This window comes from Glycomyces sp. TRM65418 (assembly GCF_019710475.1).
Lineage (GTDB): Bacteria > Actinomycetota > Actinomycetes > Mycobacteriales > Micromonosporaceae > Glycomyces.
The window spans coordinates 250,522-268,908 of the sequence record NZ_JAJFAX010000007.1 but is presented as its reverse complement, the minus strand read 5'-3'; the positions used below and the strand labels follow the sequence as shown (position 1 = coordinate 268,908).

General features: G+C 72.5%; 22 protein-coding genes. 8 read left to right on the top strand and 14 right to left on the bottom strand.

Going from position 1 to position 18,387, the window contains the following annotated elements:
- Positions 1-163 precede the first annotated feature (163 nt).
- The 3 genes from gndA (at position 164) to K3N28_RS17100 (ending at position 3,310) form a co-directional block, all read left to right on the top strand.
- A complete protein-coding gene (gndA, locus tag K3N28_RS17110) occupies positions 164-1,594 on the top strand; it encodes an NADP-dependent phosphogluconate dehydrogenase (RefSeq protein WP_228093894.1) in 1,431 nt (476 codons plus the stop codon).
- Positions 1,595-1,778: 184 nt separating this feature from the next.
- Positions 1,779-2,555, top strand: a complete 777-nt coding sequence (locus K3N28_RS17105) for an alpha/beta fold hydrolase (protein WP_228093883.1) — start codon at positions 1,779-1,781, stop codon at positions 2,553-2,555.
- 92 nt (positions 2,556-2,647) lie between these two features.
- Positions 2,648-3,310 carry a TetR/AcrR family transcriptional regulator gene (locus K3N28_RS17100; protein WP_228093881.1) on the top strand — a complete coding sequence of 221 codons (663 nt, stop codon included), beginning with the start codon at positions 2,648-2,650 and terminating at the stop codon, positions 3,308-3,310.
- Here K3N28_RS17100 and K3N28_RS17095 read toward each other — a convergent pair.
- The 6 genes from K3N28_RS17095 to K3N28_RS17070 form a co-directional block, all read right to left on the bottom strand.
- The gene (locus tag K3N28_RS17095) at positions 3,286-3,807 is read right to left on the bottom strand and encodes an NUDIX hydrolase (RefSeq protein ID WP_228093876.1); all 522 of its coding nucleotides are present in this window, start codon (positions 3,805-3,807) and stop codon (positions 3,286-3,288) included. The genes K3N28_RS17100 and K3N28_RS17095 overlap by 25 nt on opposite strands.
- The gene (locus tag K3N28_RS17090; RefSeq protein WP_255640285.1) at positions 3,804-4,334 is read right to left on the bottom strand and encodes an NUDIX domain-containing protein; all 531 of its coding nucleotides are present in this window, start codon (positions 4,332-4,334) and stop codon (positions 3,804-3,806) included. The genes K3N28_RS17095 and K3N28_RS17090 overlap by 4 nt, the downstream gene beginning before the upstream one ends.
- On the bottom strand, positions 4,331-4,897 hold the full coding sequence (locus tag K3N28_RS17085) for an NUDIX hydrolase (RefSeq protein WP_228093874.1): 567 nt from the start codon (positions 4,895-4,897) through the stop codon (positions 4,331-4,333). Before K3N28_RS17085 ends, K3N28_RS17090 begins: the two co-directional genes overlap by 4 nt.
- 109 nt (positions 4,898-5,006) lie before the next feature.
- The gene (locus tag K3N28_RS17080) at positions 5,007-5,288 is read right to left on the bottom strand and encodes a hypothetical protein (protein ID WP_228093873.1); all 282 of its coding nucleotides are present in this window, start codon (positions 5,286-5,288) and stop codon (positions 5,007-5,009) included.
- A 158-nt stretch (positions 5,289-5,446) separates the two neighbouring features.
- Positions 5,447-5,857 carry a DUF6220 domain-containing protein gene (locus K3N28_RS17075; protein WP_228093872.1) on the bottom strand — a complete coding sequence of 137 codons (411 nt, stop codon included), beginning with the start codon at positions 5,855-5,857 and terminating at the stop codon, positions 5,447-5,449.
- Positions 5,850-6,854 carry a carboxymuconolactone decarboxylase family protein gene (locus tag K3N28_RS17070; protein WP_228093871.1) on the bottom strand — a complete coding sequence of 335 codons (1,005 nt, stop codon included), beginning with the start codon at positions 6,852-6,854 and terminating at the stop codon, positions 5,850-5,852. The genes K3N28_RS17075 and K3N28_RS17070 overlap by 8 nt, the downstream gene beginning before the upstream one ends.
- Positions 6,855-7,074: 220 nt before the next feature.
- Between K3N28_RS17070 and K3N28_RS17065 the strand changes: the two genes are divergently transcribed.
- On the top strand, positions 7,075-8,238 hold the full coding sequence (locus K3N28_RS17065; protein WP_228093870.1) for a sensor histidine kinase: 1,164 nt from the start codon (positions 7,075-7,077) through the stop codon (positions 8,236-8,238).
- The gene (locus tag K3N28_RS17060; protein ID WP_228093869.1) at positions 8,235-8,897 is read left to right on the top strand and encodes a response regulator transcription factor; all 663 of its coding nucleotides are present in this window, start codon (positions 8,235-8,237) and stop codon (positions 8,895-8,897) included. The genes K3N28_RS17065 and K3N28_RS17060 overlap by 4 nt, the downstream gene beginning before the upstream one ends.
- Before the next feature lie 30 nt (positions 8,898-8,927).
- On the opposite strand, the gene K3N28_RS17055 is transcribed toward K3N28_RS17060, so the two are convergent.
- The 5 genes from K3N28_RS17055 to K3N28_RS17035 all read right to left on the bottom strand — a co-directional run bounded on the left by K3N28_RS17055 (position 8,928) and on the right by K3N28_RS17035 (position 12,788).
- Positions 8,928-9,998, bottom strand: coding sequence for a YihY/virulence factor BrkB family protein (locus tag K3N28_RS17055; protein WP_228093868.1), 1,071 nt, complete (start codon positions 9,996-9,998; stop codon positions 8,928-8,930).
- A 109-nt stretch (positions 9,999-10,107) separates the two neighbouring features.
- Positions 10,108-10,545, bottom strand: a complete 438-nt coding sequence (locus K3N28_RS17050; RefSeq protein WP_228093866.1) for a hypothetical protein — start codon at positions 10,543-10,545, stop codon at positions 10,108-10,110.
- 118 nt (positions 10,546-10,663) lie between these two features.
- Positions 10,664-11,260 carry an aminodeoxychorismate/anthranilate synthase component II gene (locus tag K3N28_RS17045; RefSeq protein WP_228093865.1) on the bottom strand — a complete coding sequence of 199 codons (597 nt, stop codon included), beginning with the start codon at positions 11,258-11,260 and terminating at the stop codon, positions 10,664-10,666.
- A 51-nt stretch (positions 11,261-11,311) separates the two neighbouring features.
- Positions 11,312-11,599 (bottom strand): hypothetical protein, encoded by a 288-nt coding sequence (locus K3N28_RS17040; RefSeq protein WP_228093863.1) that lies wholly within the window; start codon positions 11,597-11,599, stop codon positions 11,312-11,314.
- 1 nt (position 11,600) lies between these two features.
- Positions 11,601-12,788, bottom strand: coding sequence for a class E sortase (locus K3N28_RS17035; RefSeq protein ID WP_228093860.1), 1,188 nt, complete (start codon positions 12,786-12,788; stop codon positions 11,601-11,603).
- Positions 12,789-13,107: 319 nt separating this feature from the next.
- On the opposite strand from K3N28_RS17035, the gene K3N28_RS17030 reads away from it, so the two are divergent.
- Complete coding sequence (locus tag K3N28_RS17030; RefSeq protein ID WP_228093858.1) at positions 13,108-13,368, top strand: cell division protein CrgA; 261 nt, start codon at positions 13,108-13,110, stop codon at positions 13,366-13,368.
- A 182-nt stretch (positions 13,369-13,550) separates the two neighbouring features.
- On the opposite strand, the gene K3N28_RS17025 is transcribed toward K3N28_RS17030, so the two are convergent.
- Both K3N28_RS17025 and K3N28_RS17020 read right to left on the bottom strand, forming a co-directional pair.
- A complete protein-coding gene (locus K3N28_RS17025) occupies positions 13,551-14,708 on the bottom strand; it encodes a thiolase family protein (protein WP_228093856.1) in 1,158 nt (385 codons plus the stop codon).
- Entirely contained in the window at positions 14,701-15,219 is a 519-nt protein-coding gene (locus K3N28_RS17020) for a YbhB/YbcL family Raf kinase inhibitor-like protein (protein ID WP_228093854.1), read from the bottom strand. Before K3N28_RS17020 ends, K3N28_RS17025 begins: the two co-directional genes overlap by 8 nt.
- 577 nt (positions 15,220-15,796) lie before the next feature.
- Between K3N28_RS17020 and K3N28_RS17015 the strand changes: the two genes are divergently transcribed.
- Positions 15,797-16,894, top strand: coding sequence for a PLP-dependent aminotransferase family protein (locus tag K3N28_RS17015; protein ID WP_228093852.1), 1,098 nt, complete (start codon positions 15,797-15,799; stop codon positions 16,892-16,894).
- Between the two features lie 487 nt (positions 16,895-17,381).
- On the opposite strand, the gene K3N28_RS17010 is transcribed toward K3N28_RS17015, so the two are convergent.
- Complete coding sequence (locus K3N28_RS17010; RefSeq protein WP_228093845.1) at positions 17,382-17,708, bottom strand: hypothetical protein; 327 nt, start codon at positions 17,706-17,708, stop codon at positions 17,382-17,384.
- Between the two features lie 158 nt (positions 17,709-17,866).
- On the opposite strand from K3N28_RS17010, the gene K3N28_RS17005 reads away from it, so the two are divergent.
- Positions 17,867-18,379, top strand: a complete 513-nt coding sequence (locus tag K3N28_RS17005) for a peptidylprolyl isomerase (protein ID WP_228093843.1) — start codon at positions 17,867-17,869, stop codon at positions 18,377-18,379.
- Positions 18,380-18,387 lie beyond the last annotated feature (8 nt).

Below are 18,387 nucleotides of genomic sequence, written 5' to 3'. Positions count from 1 at the left end.
CGTGCGACCGGGACGGTCCGCCCTCATGTCGGCCGACGAGTCGCGCCCGTCACCCGCCGCCCGTCCCGCAGCGTGGATACGATCAGCGGTGGTGCCTCCCTCGCCGGGCCGCTCGGCGAGAATCGGGGCGCAGACCCTCTTTCGCAACCGTAGGGAGACAGGCATGAGCACCGCCGACATCGGCGTGGTCGGGCTGGCCGTCATGGGCTCCAACCTCGCCCGGAACTTCGCCCGCCACGGCTTCACCGTCGCCGTCTACAACCGCACGCACGCCAAGACCGCCGAGCTGGTCGACGCGCACGGCGATGAAGGCGACTTCGTCCCCTCCGAGGAGCTCAGCGACTTCGTCGCCTCCCTCAAGCGCCCCCGCAAGGCCATGATCATGGTCCAGGCCGGCAACGCCACCGACGCCGTCATCGACCAGCTCGCCGCGCTCATGGAGCCCGGCGACATGATCATCGACGGCGGCAACGCCCACTTCGAGAACACCCGCCGCCGCGAAGCGGCCCTGCGCGACAAGGGCATTCACTTCGTCGGCACCGGCGTCTCCGGCGGCGAGGAGGGCGCCCTGCTCGGCCCCGCGATCATGCCCGGCGGCTCCGCCGAGTCCTACGAGAGCCTCGGCCCGATCCTGGAGGCCATCGCCGCGAAGGCCCCCGACGGCACCCCCTGCTGCACCCGCCTGGGCCCCGACGGCGCCGGGCACTTCGTCAAGATGGTGCACAACGGCATCGAGTACTCCGACATGCAGCTCATCGGCGAGGCCTACGACCTGCTGCGCCGCGGCGTCGGCATCGAACCGGCCGACCTCGCCAAGGTCTTCTCCGAATGGAACGCCGGCGACCTCGACTCCTACCTCATCGAAGTCACCGCCGAGGTCCTCGGCCACGTCGACGCCGCCACCGGCAAGCCGCTCGTCGACGTCATCGTCGACCAGGCCGGCCAGAAGGGCACCGGACGCTGGACCGTCCAGAACGCCCTCGACCTCGGCGTCCCGGTCACCGGCATCGCCGAGGCCACCTTCGCCCGGGCCCTCTCCAGCGGCACGAAGCAGCGCGAAGGCGCCGTCGACGTCCTGACCGGCCCCAGCCTGAAGGCCGAGTTCCCCGAGACCTTCGTCGAGGACGTCCGCCAGGCCCTCTACGCCTCCAAGATCGTCGCCTACGCGCAGGGCTTCGACCAGATCGCCGCCGCCAGCGCCGAATACGACTGGGGCATCGACCTCGGCTCCTGCTCGGCCCTGTGGCGCGCGGGCTGCATCATCCGGGCGCGCTTCCTCGACCGCATCACCGAGGCGTGGCGCTCGAACCCCGAGCTGCCGACCCTGCTGGCCGCGCCGGAGTTCACCAAGATCGTCACCGACGCGCAGGACGCGTGGCGGCGCGTGGTCGCGACGGCCGCGCTGGCGGGCATCCCGACGCCGGGCTTCTCGTCAGCGCTGGCGTACTACGACGGGCTGCGCTCGCGGCGGCTTCCGGCGGCCCTGATCCAGGGGCAGCGGGACTTCTTCGGCGCGCACACCTACAAGCGCGTGGACCGCGAGGGCACCTTCCACACCGACTGGTCAGGCGACCGCACCGAGCGCGAGGCCTAAGGGCCCCGAGGGAAACGGCGTCGCCCCCGCTCGACGAGCGGGGGCGGCGCCGTTCGGCGTCCTGGGCATGACACCGGACACGTTTACACTCCTGGGTTTCCTTTTCGGCTCAAGAGGTGTAATCTCATTTTACACCACCTGGTTTCCTTGAGAAACCAAATAGTTCACTTGAAGGGATCTCCTCATGCCCGCCATCACCGTCGGCCCCGCCCGCATCCACTACCGGGTCACCGGCGCCGGCCCCCGCCTGGTCCTCGTCCACGGCACCGGCTCCGGCGGCGCCGACCTCGCCTGGGGCGACCTGCTCGACCACTTCGCGGCGACGCGCACCGTGGTCCTCCCCGAGCTCTCCGGCTCGCTCAAGGCCGAGGACGACGGCGCGCCGCTCACCGTCGAAGGCCTCGCCGACCAGGTCGCCGCCGTCATCGAGGCCACCGGACCGGGGCCGGTCGATGTCGCCGGATTCTCGCTGGGCGGCACCGTGGTCGCCGCACTCGCGGCACTCCGGCCCGACCTCGTCCACCGCGTCGTCCCGATCGCCGGATGGGCCCGCAGCGACCATCCGGCCCTCCAGCAGACCTTCGAACTGTGGCGCTCCCTCGCCGACGACCCGGAGCGCTTCGCCAAATTCGCGACCCTGACCGCATTCAGCTCCACCTTCCTCGGCCCGCTCGACGCCGACACCATGGCGGCGGTCAACGCCGGGATGATCCCCGACGAGGGCACCCTGCGCCAGATCGACCTCGACCTGCGCCTCGACATCCGACGGCTCCTGCCGGACATCACCGCCCCGGCACTCGTCATCGGCAACGCCCACGACGCGTGCATCCCGGTCGGACTCACCCGGGAACTCGCCGACGGCATCGCCGGCAGCCGGTACCGCGAATTCGACAGCGGCCACATCACCTTCGCCGAGCAGCGCGAGGCGTTCCTCGCCGCCGTCGACGCCTTCCTCGACTGAACACCGCCCCGCCCGAGCGCGCGGCCGACGGGCGGGGCGCCCGCCCGTCGGCCACTAGACTGACCCCACATCGGCACGGGGGAAGGGGCCACATGGGCACGGAGGCCATATCGGTGCGGCGCGGCCGCCCCGACAAACGCGAGGCGATCCTCCGCGCCGCCAGCCGCGTGTTCGGCCGCGAGGGCTACGCGCGCGCCACGGTCGACGCGATCGCCGCTGAGGCCTGCGTCTCCAAGAAGACCATCTACAACCACTTCGCCGACAAGGCCGAGCTGTTCCGGGAGGCCGCGATGGAAGGCGTCGAGCAAGTCTCGGCCCACATCACCGTCCTCATCGACCGGCATTTGTCGAAGATCCTCGACCTGGAGACCGACCTGACCGACTTCGCCGTCGACCGGGTGAAGGCGATCTTCGAGGCCCCCGACGAGCACACCGCGTTCGCCCGCACGATCCGCGCCGAGGTCACGCACCTGCCGCCGGAGGTCCTGCACGCCTGGCTCGACGCGGGCCCGATGCGGTCGCAGCGCGAGATCGCCGCGAAGCTCCACGGCATGGCCGACCGGGGCCTGCTCGCCTTCGACGACGCCGGCAAGGCCGCCGACCACTTCACGCTGCTGAGCTTCACCCCGATCGCGGAACGCACCTTCTTCGGGGCGCTCCCGATCGGCGACCGCGAGGTCGCGGCCCTGGCGCGCGAAGGCGTGCGCATGTTCCTGCGGCTCTACGGCGCTCAGGCGCCGAAGCGCGGGGAGTAGCTGCCGCCGACGTTCACCGGCTCGCCGGGGACTTCGCCGTCGCGCAGGCGCTTGACGAGGTCGACGAGGAGCTCGGGGCGGACCATGCCGTCCGAGGCCCCGCACTGCTCGATCGGCAGCCACCCGAACCCGAGCCGCTGCTCGTAGGCGATGTCGCTGCCGATGCGCGGCTCGAAGCGGTCGGTGCGGTGGAAGAAGTACCAGTTCTTCTGGACCAGCAGGCGGCCGTGGGGGAACGCCGCGAAGACCCCGTGCCCGACCGGCGGTCCGAGCGCCTCCGGGTCGAGGCGCAGCCCGGTCTCCTCGGCGATCTCGCGGGCCGCGGCCTGCGGCAGGGACTCGTCGGGGTCGATGCCGCCGCCGGGGATGAACCAGCGGACGACGCCGTCCAGGCACGAGTCGCCGCCGATGTGGAGCACGGTGTCGTGCTGGTCGAGGAGGACGACGCGGGCGGCGATCCGCAGGGTCGCGCCGGTCTCGGCCTCGATGCTCGTCACAGCCCCGGCACCGCGCTCGCCGGGGCGCCCACGGGCGCCAACTGCACCGGCACGGTCGGGACGTCGCCGTCGAGGAGGCGCTTCACCAGGTGCAGGAGCGACTCGACCGGGTGGTCGAACCCTTCCGTGGTCGCGAACGCGGACTTGGAGATCCAGTTGAACTCGAAGTCGGCCTCGTACTCGTCGCCGCCTGCGACGTGCGGCTCGAACCGCTCGACCCGGACCATGAACAGGTGGTTCTCCTGCGTGAACGGGCCCTGCCGGCGGCTGCCGCAGTAGAGCTGGCGGGCCACCGGGCCGACCAGGTCGTCGGGGCCGACCCGCAGGCCGGTCTCCTCGAACAGCTCGCGCGCGGCGGCCTCCCGCTGCGTCTCGCCGGAGTCGATGCCGCCGCCGGGCAGGAACCAGCGGGCGGGGCGGTCGGCGGTGGCGGATCGGCCGATGAACAGGACGCAGTCCTGTTCGTCGATCACGATGCAGCGTGCACCGTGTCGGTCGATTCGGGTGGGTTCGTTCGTCGCGCTCACCGCTCAAGTATGGTGGCACGCTCCGTAGCCGTCCAGTCCCTATCCGGGTCCCATCGCCACGCGCCCCACGGAAGCCGAACGGGCGCAAGGGGTGTCGTGCCCGCCAGGAGCCCCTTGAGCAGGTCGGCGATCCGCGCGGGGAAGACGAGCGCGTCGGCGCCGGCGATTTCGCCCAGCGTGAGCCAGCGCGCCTCGGTGAACTCGTCCTGCTCGACCGGTTCGAGCCGGTCGCGGACCGGGTCGAAATGCGGCACCCGCAGGAAGAAGTAGCCGTCCTCGGAGCGGATGACCGGGCCCGGGCCGTCGGACCACTCGCCCGCGGCCTCGGCCACGACCGGCCCGAGCGCGGCCGGGTCGACCCGCAGCCCGGTCTCCTCGAACACCTCCCGCACCGCGCCCTCGGCGAGCGTCTCGCCCGTGTCGAGCCCGCCGCCGGGCGTGACGTAGTACTCCACGCCCGGCCCCATGTAGTCGCGGCTGTAGAACAGCAGCACCCGGTCGTCCTCGTCCGCCAACAGGACACGGGCGCACCGCCGCCGCACGTACTCGGGTTCAGGGCTCATGGACCGAGTATCCCCATCGGCCCCGGCATCGCCCACCGCGCTCGCCGGGCGCCACGCTCGGCGGCCGCCACCCGGAACCGTTCGACCGATCCCGGGCCTCCGCTGAGTCTCAGCCGATGATGTCGGCGACCGTCGGCGCCACGACCGCGCGTTTCACCCAGACTCTGAGCTGCTTCGGGTCGCCGCAGTCCTCGATCCGGCGGCGCTGGCCTTCCGTGATCTGGAGCCCGCGCGCCTCGATGACGTCGAGCAGCGCTTCACTGACACCGCGGGCCTCCCCGCGGGCCTCGCGATCGGTCAGCAGCTTGCTCTGGTACGGGTAGGTCTCGTGCTTCATCAAGGCCTCCAGGATCGTGCGGGAGCGCTCATCGAGCTGCCCCTGAGCGGTCACGAGCGCAACGGTAGAAATCGCGACCGACGGCGGCCGCTGTCGTTACCCGTCGCCGCATCTCGTAAGCAATGGCCGTCACACTTCGGGTCCCATACGGGTGAAAGGGAAGGCCCGCGGCGGTCTCCCGCCGCGGGCCCGGTTCCCTGTTTCCCGCAGGCTCAGGCCGTCGCGGCCTCGGGCGCCGGCCGGCGCTCCTCGACGAGCCGCTTCGCGAGCCGCCCCGCCGATTCGGCGACGCCCATGATCATCAGGGCGTTGATCGCGTGGAAGCCGAAGATGATCTGGCCCGGCGTCGTGCCCGCCACGCTCACCAGCGCGATCAGCGACTGCAGCACGACCAGCCCGAACACGGCGGCCGACAGGCCGACCAGCTTCCCGCCCGCTCGCGCCAGGGCCGCGAACAGGATCCCCAGCAGCGCGACCGCCGCGATCACGCGGCCGTTCATGATGTGCAGCTCGAACGACTCGTCCGGCGAGCCGGCGCCGATCGCGCCGTACCCGGCCAGGAAGAACTGGATCCCGATGAGCACGTGCAGCAGCATCGTCCAGAGCCGGTAGAACTTAAGCATCGACGCTCCTCGTCTCGATCTCGTCCTGCAGAGCGTCGACGCCCGTCATCGTGCCGTAGGCGAGCAGGTGCACCACGCAGTGATCCGAGTGCTCCCGGCCCCGCCACGCCTCCACATCGGATTCGTCGACGGCTCCGGGCGACAACGCCGCCGCGACCGCCAACCGGGCCCCGAGCGCCGCCCCGGCCTCCAGGCCGTCGGCGTCCACCAGCTGCGGCAGGCCGCTCCCGGCCCGGCCCTCGCGCACGCCCACGGTCCGGGCCACCGCCTCGGCCGCGTCCGCCCCCAGCAGCCCCGGACCCGACGAGGCCAGCGCCCGCAGCGTCCCGTACGCCACCCCGACGGGCGACCCGGCCGCCCAGCCGGGTTCGCGCACCGGCAAGTGCCGCGCCCAACCCGGCCGCTGCTCCAGCAGCCGCAGACTCGTCCCCGGCTCCAGGTCCGCGGACACCGCCGCCCGCAGCGTCCGCGACGCCACCGACCGGCCCAGCCGCGTCCCCGTCGCCGGATGCGGCGACTCGTTGCGCGCCAGCACCTGCACCAGGCGCGTGATGAACTCGAACACCAGCGCCGTCCCGATGAACCGCGGCGCGGCCGCCGCCGGGAACGGGCCCTCCGGGCCCGGCTCCAGCGCCCAGGCCGCCAGCGGCGCCCACTCCGGCGGCGGGTCCCCCGCCCGGAGGCCCTCCGCCAGCGCCGACTCGCCCAGCGCGTGCAGCAGCACCGCGTGCGCGTCCGTGCAGAACCGGCAGCCGCCCCGCACCGCGATCGCGGTCGCCACGACCTCCTTCGCGACCCGCTCCCGCGGGCCGCCGACCATCAGGGACTCCCGCAGCAGCGCCCACGTCGCCGCGAGCAGCTCCGGTGCCGGCGAGAGCATCTGGAACGGCGCGTCGACGACGCCCAGCTCGGCCTTCGCCTCGCCGTACACCGCGGCCACCAGGCCCTCGGCGTGTCTCGGATCGACCGGGGTGACATGTCTGATCGCAGGGGGCATGTGATCTCCTCGCTTCGAGTCGTGGCGGGCGGGCGTCGCGGCCCGGCCGCCCCATGACTCCAGACTCCCCGCCGCCGGCCCGCGCCGCGTCGTCCCGGAGCCGACATTCCGCCCCGCTCCGAGCGCCGCACCCGGGGCCGCCGCGTACACCCTGCGCGGTACGCCGACGCTGCACCGCTGGCCGACGCCGCGGCGGCCGCGCCGCCATAGGATGGTGACCATGTCGAATCCCCCCGGAACCCGCCTCTCGGGGCGTCGGCTCGATCTGGTCGTCGCCGCGATCATGCTGGCCGACACCCTCCTCTCCGGTGCGGCCAAGGCCCTCGGCGACGGACTGCCCTGGTTCGGCTGGGCGCTGCTCGCGCTGGGGCCCTCGGTGTTCCCGCTGTGGCGGCGCTATCCGCGCGGGGTCATGCTCGTCAACGTCGCGGTCCTGGTCCTGCTGGGCCCGCTCGAGGTCGGGCCGCTCAGCGCGGTCCCGGCGCTCGTGGCGATCGCCGTCGCCATGTACCGGGGGCACCGCAAACTCACCGTCGGCCTGGTGCTGCTGCTGTCCTCCGCGACGATGTACGGCAACTGGCACGCCGCCGGATACCAGCTCACCGGGGCGGTCATGGAGCAGTCCATGCTCGTCATCGGCTGGCTCCACGTCGCCCTCATCTCGGGTGAGTCGCGCCGCCAGCGCGACGCGTACATGGCCGAGGCCGAGCACACCCGCGAGGAGGCGGTCAAGCGCAAGGCCGCCGACGAACGGGTCCGCATCGCCCGCGAACTGCACGACTCCCTCACCCACTCGATCTCGGTCATCCGCGTCCAGGCCGGCGTCGCGCTCCACCTCGCCCGCAAGCGGGGCGAGGACCCGCCCCCCGCGCTCGTCGCCGTTGAGGAGGCCGCGAAGGACGCCACCCGGGAACTGCGCGAGACGCTGACGATGCTGCGCGACGACGACGGGCACCGGCTCTCCCGCGTCGCCTCCCTCGCCGACCGCTACCGGGGCCTCGGCTTCACGATCGAGGTGGCGTGCGAAGTCGACGACACCACGGCGCTGGACGAGGAGATCGACCACGCCGCCTACCGGATCGTCCAGGAGGCCCTGACGAACGCGGTGCGCCACTCAGGCGGCGACCGCGTCCGGGTCCGGGTGCACCGCAGCGAGGACGCCCTCACGGTCGAGGTCGCCGACAACGGCGGGGCCGGGCGGGTCGTGCCGGGGCGGGGCCTCACCGGCATGCGCGAACGCGTGGACGCCCTCGGCGGCGACCTCACCGTCGGACCGGGCGAGTACGGGTTCACCGTCAGCGCTCGGCTGCCGTTCCCCCCGAACGAAGCACCGATCCCGCAGCAGGCCGCCGCGGCCGAGCCTGCGGTGGAGCGTGCCCGATGATCCGGGTGCTGCTCGCCGACGACCAGCCGCTCATGCGCGGCGGCTTCCGCGCCCTCATCGACGCCGAGGACGACATGACGGTGGTGGCCGAGGCCGCCGACGGCCCCACCGCCGTGCGGCTCGCGGGCGAGTTCCGGCCCGAAGTGGCCCTGCTCGACGTCGAGATGCCCGGCGGCGACGGCATCAGCGCCGTCCGCGCGATCGCCGCCGACGAACGGCTCGCCGACCTGCGGGTCGTCATGCTCACCAACTACTCGTTCGACGCCTACGTCTTCGACGCCCTGCGCGCCGGCGCCGCGGGCTACCTCGTGAAGGACACCGAGCCCGAGGAGCTGCTGCGGTGCGTGCGGGCCGCGGCGGCCGGGGAGACGCTGCTGTCGCCGCAGATCGCCGCGAAGCTCGTGGCCGAGTACGTGGCCCACCCGCCCGCGCGGCTGGCCGGCCAGGTCGAGGGCCTGACCTCGCGCGAGACCGAGATCGTCGCGCTGGTGGCGCGGGGCCTCACGAACGGCGAGATCGCCGAGCGCCTGTTCATCAGCCCGGCGACGGCGAAGACGCACGTGCACCGGGCGATGATGAAGCTGGCCGTCCGCGACCGCGCGGGCCTGGTGGTGTTCGCGTACGAGTCAGGACTGGTGCAGCCCAAGGGGGCCGCATAGCCCCGCCGCCGCGGGCCCGGTTCGGCCGCGCTAGCGCCGCCTCGTTCTCGCGTCGGTCTCCTCGGCCGCATCGGTCGCTGCTTCGGCCTCGTTCCCTCCGCTCGACCGCGCTCCATCGTGCGCGGAGGCGTTCGGTCGCACCGGATCGTCGCCGGTCCGCGGCCGTGCCGCCTCCGCATCGCCGGCGCCCGACCGCGTCTCGGCCGCATCGCTTCCGCTCGACCGTGCCGTTACCGCCTCGCTCGCGCTCGGCTCCGAAGCCTCGCCCTCGGCGGTGCCGGCCGTTCCCGTCAGCGGGTCGGCCGTCGCGTTGTACTCCGAGCCGAGCAGCAAGGCCCCGTTGGTGATCCACAGCCAGATCAGGAACACGATCACACCACCCAGGGCCCCGTAGGTCCGGTCGTAGTTCCCGAAGTTCCCCACGTAGATCCCGAACCCCGCCGAGGCGAGCACCCACAGCACCACCGCCAGCACCGCGCCCGGCGCGCGCTCGGAGAAGCGCGTCCGCTTGGCCGGCGCCAGCCAGTACAGCAGCGCCACGATCACCATGACGAGGACCAACGCGATCGGCCACTTCACCCACTGCCACACGATCGCCCCCGTGCCGCCGGAGCCGAGGACCTCGCCGATGGCCCGCACCACCGTGCCGCCCGTCGCCAAGACGATCGCGCACGTCGCCGCCAGAGCGCCGACGACCACGGTGAGCACGATCCGCACGATGAGGACCGTCCACCACCGGCGCGTCTCACCGGTCCCGTAGACCTCGTTCAGCGCCCGCGAGAACGCCGCCACATAGTTCGAGGCCGCCCACAGCGCCGCGATCATACCCAGCAGCGCCGTGAAGCTCGCGGCCTGCGGGTTCGTCTGGAGCTGCGCCACCGCGTCCTCGATGATCGCCATGCTGTCCGAGGGCGCGAAGGAGCTGACGCCCTCCAGCATCGCATCGGTCGCGCTCTGGCTGAGCAGGCCGATGAGCGAGGTGCCCACCAGGATCGCCGGGAACAGTGACAGCACTGAGTAATAGGTGAGTGCCGCCGCGTCGTCGAAACGGCTCTCGGAGCCGAACCGCTTAGCGGCTTTGACCATCGATCGTCCGCCCATGCCCCCACCGTGCCAGGCGTACGGCGGAAGCGGGTCCGTTCGCGCGGATCGGGCACGAACGAGCGCGCTCCGGGCGCAAGTCACCGCCCTCGGCAATCGCGGATCCGCGTCACCGCCCCATGCGGTCGCGCTCCTCGTCGCCGGGGCGGACGCGCGTGGTCAGCGCCCAGATGGCGAACACGTCCACCGCGATCACCAGCGACGCCCACAACGGATACTGCGGCGAGAGGAAGAACTGGTTCATCGCCGAGACGACCGCCACCAGCAGCGCCGGTGACGCATGGGTCCCCAGCCGCGTCAAGCGCCGCACCGACCCGAGCTGCCCGAGCGCGACCGCGATGGCCGCCAACCCGATCCCGAGGTTCACCCAGCCCCAGCCGGTGTTGTCGGCGCGGAACCAGTAGCCGCCGCCCGTGAAGACGAACGCGTCGCCGCACACGACCGCGGTACCGACGAAGACCTGCCAGGCGCCCACCAGCAGGAGCAGCACCCCGGCGAGGGCGGAGCCGCTCTCGGCGCGGCGAGGCTCCCAGTCCTCTTGAGTCATACGCGGTCTCCAGGGTGCCGTACGGCGCCCACGGCGCCGCTTGCGCACACAGCTTAGGCGACGAGCGGTCCCGTACGCGGCTTCCACACTGGTCGAACGCTCCGCACGCGTTCGCCGCCTAAGCGTTCGCGTGCCCGTCTCCTTCGACTCGCCGCAGCCAGTTGCCGAGCAGCGCGGCGCCGTCCTCGGTGAGGATCGACTCCGGGTGGAACTGCACGCCTTCGACGTCGACGCGGCGGTGGCGGAGCCCCATGACCGTCCCGTCCTCGCTCGTCGCGGTCACCGCGAGCGGCTCGCGCACGCTCCCGGGTTCGACCGCGAGCGAGTGGTACCGCGTGGCGGTGAACGGGTTCGCGAGCCCGGCGAAGACGCCCTCGCCGTCGTGGCGGATGGGGGAGGTCTCGCCGTGCCGCAGCTCGGCCGCGCGGGTCACCGCCGCGCCCCAGTGCTCGGCGATCACCTGATGGCCCAAGCACACGCCGAGGATCGGGACCTCGCCGGCGAAGCGGTCGAGGAGGTCGTGGCCGAGCCGGGCCTCGTCGGGCCGGCCCGGGCCGGGCGAGAGCAGCACGCCGGCCGGGCGCAGCCGCACGGCCTCGTCCACATCGGTCTCATCGGAGCGGCGCACCTCGACCCGCGCGCCCAGCGCCCGCAGGTAGGAGACGATGGTGTGGACGAACGAGTCGCGGAAGTCCACGACCAGGACGCTACCCATCAGTGTGTTCCATCAACGCCCCCCACCGGTGCGGTCGATCGGTGCCTTCGCTCATTCCTCTGACGGGGACTCGGCCGTCTCCCAGTCCTCGGGGTCGAAACCGGTGCCCGGGCAGTCGACGCCGGTCGTGCACGTCGAGGTCTCCTCGGGGCCGCCCTCCTCGGGCTGCTCGACGTTCACGCCGCCGGCCGGGTCGACGTTGCTCCACGGCATGTGCGGGCGCACCGCCGGGAAGACCACGAACCACAGCAGCGCCAGGACGCCGGCGCTCAAGGCGAGCGAGCCGGCGAGCTTGCCCGGCAGGCCGCCGGGGAGCTTGCTCCAGATCCACGAGTACACGTCAGGCCTCCGGGTCCACCGCGGCCGGGGGCAGGTCGCCCTCGGGGTCGCGGTCGATCGTGTCCACCAGCTGCGAGTAGACGACGTAGCGCTCGTAGTTGTCCCACAGCGGATGGCAGGTGAACAGGGTCAGCCAGAAGTCCTCCTCGCCCGGTTCGGCGCCCGGATCGCGCGGCACCGGCGCGGTGATGTCCACCTGGGTCTCGTTGACGACCTCGCTGCCCTGGACCTCGTAGACGTAGAAGAAGTCCTTGGTCTCGATGACGACCTTGTCGCCGGGTTCGAGGTCGCGGATCTTCTGGAAGATCGCGGGCACGTTGTGGCCCGCGAGCGTGAAGTTGCCCTGCTCGCCGGGGTAGGCGCCGTCGAGGTAGCGGCCGGGCGCGTACTCGATGTCGGCCGGCTCGGTGCCCTCGACGAGGGTCCAGGACTCGGGCCGGATGTCCGGGGCCCACATGCGCGCGAACGCGTCGCCGAGCTCGGGGACCGCCTGGCTCGCGTCCTCGCCCTCCTCGGCCTCCTCCCAGATGGTGTCGAGGTCGGTCGAGAGCGTCTGCTGCTCGTTGTTGATCTGCTGGCTGACGCCGAAGACCTCGTAGGCGGCGTAGAGCAGGACGACCGCGCCGAGCGTGACGAGGGCTTCGCCGAGGCCGCGCACGGTGTTCCGCAGCCCGCCCTCGCCGCGGTGGCGTTTGACGGAGCGCTTCTTGCGGACGGCGCTGTCGGCGCCCGGCGGCGCGGGGGTCTCGTCGGCGGGGATGACCGGCAGGATCGCGGTGCCGTCGGGCTCGGGCACGAGCGGCGCGTGCGCGCGCGCGAGCCCGGGCGGGCGCAGCGCGGTGGTCTTGTCGAAGTCCGGGTCCGAACCGGAGGACGGACGGGGGCCGCCGGACGGCGGGGACGGCGACGAGGGCGGGGTGTACGGCGCGGGAGGCGAGAGGACCCCGGCGGGACTCGGGGCGCCCTCAGGGCGGGGCGGCGAGGGGCGCTGACCGGCCGGGACCGGGGTGGCCGGAGTCGGGCCGCCGGGGACGGGGCTGTTCGGGGCCTGACCGTTGGGGGCCTTGCCGTTCGGGGGCGGGACGCTGGCGCGGCCGGGCCCGGCTCCCGAGCCCACGGCCGGGCCCGGTGAGGGCCGCGGGCGAGACGGGGGCTCGTTCGCGAAGGGGGACCAGTCCTGATCGCTCACCTGGAGCTTCGCCTCCGTATTTGCCGGTGTTCTCGTTTGAGGGGGATCTCGTAACCATAACGCGCGAGGCAATCGTAGGGTTGTCCCGCGAACCCAAGTATCGCCCGAACGGGCAGGTCTCGGCGGCCGTCGCGGTTCCCGGAGCACGGCCGGGACGCGAGGCCCGGCCTGGTCGGGGGACGCGGCGCGCCGGGGCCGCTCGGCGGGCGCTTCGGCAGCTCACCCGCGGGGTGTGAGCTACGCGATCCCGCGCGGACGGCCCGTCACCGGCGGACGGTACCCTGGACGCCGGACATGTCCCTCAGTTGGAGAGTCGTCGATGCCGAAGTCACGTGTGCGCAAGAAGAAGGTCTACTCGAGCCCTTCGGGGAAGAGCTCGACCTCGGGTGAGAGCTACGAGCCGAGCCCGATGTGGGTGCCGATCACCGCCGTCGCCCTCATCGTGATCGGCATCGGCTGGCTGACGCTGTTCTACCTCTCCGGCATGGCCTACCCGGTCGCGGCGTGGGGGTACTGGAACCTGGCCGTCGGCTTCTCCTGCATGGTCGCCGCCCTGCTCGTCCTGTCGAAGTGGCGCTGACCCGAACCCCTCGGCGACCCGCCCCTCACGCCTCCGAGCATCGCTCGCGATGAGTGGTGCGGCGTTTTTTGTCGGACCCCTGACATGCCCTTGATGCCAGGGGTCCCGAAGGGCGGATACATCCGGATGATCCCTGATCCGTCCGATTCGTACAACGGCGGAGTGCGCGAACGGCGAGCCGTTCAGAGGAGTTCGAACACCGTCGCGTTCGCCATGCCGCCGCCCTCGCACATGACCTGCAGGCCGCGCCGTGACCCGGTGTCCCGCATGTAGTGCAGCATCGTCGCGGCCAGCCGCGCACCCGACGCGCCCAGCGGGTGCCCGAGCGCGATCGCCCCGCCGCGCGGGTTGAGCCGCTCCTCGTCGGCGCCGGTCTCCGCCAGCCACGCCAGCGGGATCGCCGCGAACGCCTCGTTCACCTCGAACACGTCGATCTCGTCCAGGTCGAGGCCCGTGCGCCGCAGGATCTTCGCGGTCGCCGGAATCGGCCCGTCCAACATCAGCACCGGATCGGATCCGACCGCGCACGCCGCCGCGATCCGCGCCAGCGGCCGCACCCCGAGACGGCGCGCGTGCTCATCGGTCGTGATCACCAGCGCCGCGGCCCCGTCGGAGATCTGCGACGACGACCCCGCGGTCACCGAACCGTCGGCGGCGAAGGCCGGCTTCAGCCCGGCGAGCTTCGTCATGTCCGTGTCGCGCCGGATGCCCTCGTCCGCCGTCACGCCCGTGACGGGCGTGATCTCGTCGGCGAACGCGCCCTTGTCACTCGCCGCCGCGGCCTTCTCGTGGCTGGCGAGCGCGAACGCGTCCATCGCCTCGCGGCCGATCCCGTAACGCCCGGCCACCAGCTCGGCAGCCACGCCCTGGTTGAACGGCAGCGCGGCCTCGGGGTCGACGCTCGCGGCGTACCGCAGGCGCACCGCCGGGCCGTACGGCTCGCCCGCGCCCGCGCCGACGCTCGACCCCATCGGGACGCGCGTCATCGACTCGACACCGCCCGCCACGACCACGTCGGCGTGCCCGGCCAGGACGGACGCGGCCGCGAAGGCCACCGCCTGCTGGCTCGAACCGCACTGTCGGTCCACAGTGGTTCCGGGGATGGCGTCGGGCCAGCCCGCGGCCAGGACGGCGTTGCGGGCGATGTTCCAGGACTGCTCGCCCACCTGGGAGACGCAGCCGAGGACGACGTCGTCGACGGCGTCCGGCCCGAGACCGGACCGCTCCAGCGCGGCGCTCATCGCATACGCGGCGAGGTCGACGGCGTGGACGCCTGCGAGCACGCCGCCGCGCCGCCCCAGCGGCGTGCGGGCGGCGGCGAGGATCACGGCCTCAGGCATTGCGGTACACCGGGGCGATGACGGCGCGAGCGATCGCGTTGAACGTGAGGTTGAAGGCCCCCATGGCCATCGAGGAGTCCGGATCGACCTCGACCGGGGCCTTCAGGGCGTGGACGGCGAAGAGGTAGCGGTGCTCGGGGTCCCCGGGGGGCGGCGCGGCGCCCGCGTAGCCGATGGTTCCCGAGTCGTTGCGCAGCTGGACCGCTCCGGCGGGCGGCGAGGCGGCGGCGCCGGTCTGCAGCTCGGTGACCGACGCGTCGAGGCCGAGCATCATCCAGTGCCACCAGCCCGAACCGGTGGGCGCGTCCGGGTCGAAGCAGGTGACGGCGAACGCGGCGGTCTCGGCGGGAAAGCCCGACCAGGCCAGGTGGGGGGAGACGTCCTGCCCGGCGACCTGCGCGATGTCGAGCGGGGCGCCGTCGGCGACGTCGTCCGAGACGACGGTGAACGACGGGAGCGGGGGAAGGAAATCGTAGGGCCAGGGGGCCCGTGTGCGGTCGAGCGACGTCATCGTTCTCCTCACTTCCGGGCCCGGCCGCGGACCGGCCCGCCCTCCGGTTCGGAGGCGGCGAGGCGGCTTCGCTTGCGGGGCCCGATGTCCAACGGAACCGTCAAGTGCCTTGCGGGGCCTGCCGACCCCACCCCTGCACCGTATCGCGACCGGGCCCGGAGCGCCCGCGGGCCGCGCGACGAAGCCCCGGAGGCCGAGGGCGGGTCGGGGCGCGACGAGGACCGCGGTGGCCGATCCCCTCCGCCGCGACGCACGACTGACGGGACGGCGTGCGGCAGGGGGGACGATGCGGCGAGGCGACACCGCGCTGAGGCCGGGGATCCAGTGGGGGGACGGCGCGTCGCAGGCCGCACCGCCGCCGAGCGGCGCTTCCGCGACGGCGTAGGAGCCGTCGTCGCGGACGGCTCGGCGGACGACCGGGGTCGCGGGGCCCTTCACCGAACGGCGGTCGCCCGAGCCCGCTGCGGACCGTGCCGCGCGGTGCGCGGCCGTGACCCTGCGTACCGGCCGGTGGCCGCTCCGTGGACGGCGCACCTACCGGTCGACGTCCCTCGGGCGAGCCCCTTACGCTGGTGGCATGCCGAACACCGACGTCATCTCTTTCTCCAGGGGCGCCCCGTCGCTCGACATCGTCGACACCGAAGGGCTCAAGGCCGCCGCCGTCGCCGCGCTCGACGCCGATCCGGCCGGGGTCACCGGCTACGGCACGTCCGTGGGCTACGGCCCGCTGCGCGAGTGGATCGCCGCCAAGCACGGCGTCAAGCCCGAGAACGTGCTCGTCACCAACGGCTCCATGCAGGCCGACGCGTTCCTCTTCGACGAGCTGGTCAAGCCCGACTCGCCGGTGATCGTCGAGCGGCCCACGTACGACCGCACCCTGCTCGGGCTGCGCAACCGGCGCGGCGAGCTGCACCCCGTGCGCCTCGAGGACGACGGCCTCGACGTCGACGAGCTCGAGACCCTCCTCAAGGGCGGCGTGCGGCCGACCCTCGCCCACATCATCCCGAACTTCCAGAACCCGGCGGGCGTGACGCTCTCGGGCGAGAAGCGCACCCGGCTGCTCCAGCTCGCGGAGGAGTACGAGTTCACGATCTTCGAGGACGACCCGTACTACGACATCCGCTTCCGCGGCGAGCAGCTCCCGACGATGCTCGAGCAGGACGAGTCCGGCCGCGTCGTGTACGCGTGCTCGTTCTCCAAGACCGTCTGCCCGGGCCTGCGCACCGGCTACCTGGTCGGCCCCGCCGACATCATCGCCGCGATCGCCCGCGCCGCGACCAACACCTACATCGCGCCGAACATGTTCGCGCAGGCCACGATCCACCAGTTCGCGGCCTCCGGCGCGCTCGACCGGTCGATCGCCACCGTCAAGGCCGCGCTGGAGGAGCGGGTCGACCAGCTCTCGGCCTCGCTGCGCGCGCACCTGCCGAACGCCGAGTTCATCGTGCCCGACGGCGGCTACTTCCTGTGGGTGGACCTCGGCGAGGGCGTCGACTGCGCGAAGGTCGCGGCGGCGGCCGCCGACGAGGGCGTCCAGGTCGTCAAGGGCACCGACTTCGTCATCGAAGGCGGCGAAACCTGCCTGCGCCTGGCCTACTCGGCCGTGAAGGCCGACCGGATCGACGAGGGCGTGCGCCGTCTCGCGAAGGCCGTCGAGGTCTCTCGCGGCCGATAGCGGCACCATCCGTGCCCGATCGATCACGGATCGTCGACAATGGAGGGCGATGGGGCGCCGCGGCGTATAACCGCCGTCACGGCCCTCTTCCCAGAACGGATGCGGAGCGCGAGAATCGGTGCGTGACCGCGGCTCGCCGCGAAACGACCGCATTCCGCCCCCGTTGACGCCGGGCCGGTGGACTCGCCCACTCCCCCCTGGGGCGAGGCACCGGTCCGGCGTCGCCATCTCCCGCGCCGTCCGTCCCGCCGCGCGGCCGTGGGGCGCGGACACGATTTCGGGGACCCGCGTCGCTGCGGATCCCCGATCGTCATGCCGCCTCCCGGTCCTGCCCGGTGGCCGCACTCGGGCCCCGGCCGGCCGTGCCGCCGGCCAGTGCCCCGCACTTCACTTCACTTCAGCGCCCCGACCGCCGACGTCACCGCGACGCGTGGGCGTCCGTTTCCGGCGCCGTGCGACTCCGGTGCCGCCGCAGCGGCCCGGGGCCTCAACGGGAGACGCTGTCGACGAGCTCTTCGGTGAGGGCCCGGTTCCGTTCCTCGGGTTCGGTGTCGTCGAGGAGTTCGTCCGTGAGGAGCGCCTCCCCGATCGACTCGGTCCGCTGCCGGTACCAGACGTACGCGGCGGCGCCCCCCATCGCGAGTCCCGCGCCGATCGCCCCCAGGACCCACGGCCACTTGCGCGCCGGCGGCTTCCTGAGTCCGACCTTCGTCAGGACGACGTTGACCTTCGGCGCGGCGGCGTCCTTCGTTCCCCTGGCCGCTGCGTAGCCCGCGTTCCTCAGCGAGTTCACACCCTGCGTGAAATGATCCACGGCCTCCTTGGTCGGAGTCGTGGCATGTCGGCTGAAGCCCATAGTGAATGCCTCCTCTGAGTGCCTGTAAGTCTCATCGTGCACCGGGTCGCGACACCCGTCGAGGGAAACGGGGGAGAAAGTTGGACGAACCTCGGCCGTCTGGCACCATTGACGCCATGACGAAGGCGACGCTGAAGACCAATGCAGGCGACATCACGATCGACCTGTTCGACAACCACGCGCCCAAGACGGTGGCGAACTTCGTGGGTCTGGCCGAGGGCACGAAGGAGTACACCGACCCGGAGACCGGCCAGACCGGCTCGGGCCCGTACTACGACGGGGTCATCTTCCACCGCGTCATCGACGGATTCATGATCCAGGGCGGCGACCCCACCGGCACCGGCCGCGGCGGCCCCGGCTACAAGTTCGGCGACGAGTTCCACCCCGACCTGCACTTCGGCGAGCCGTACCTGCTCGCGATGGCCAACGCCGGACCCGGCACCAACGGCTCGCAGTTCTTCATCACGCTGGGCCCGACCCCGCACCTGAACTTCCGCCACACCATCTTCGGCAAGGTCGCCGACGAGGACTCCAAGTCCGTCGTCGACCGCATCGGCAAGACCGCGACCGGCCCGATGGACCGCCCGGTCAACGACATCGTCATCGAGTCCGTCGTCATCGAGAAGTAACGACGCCT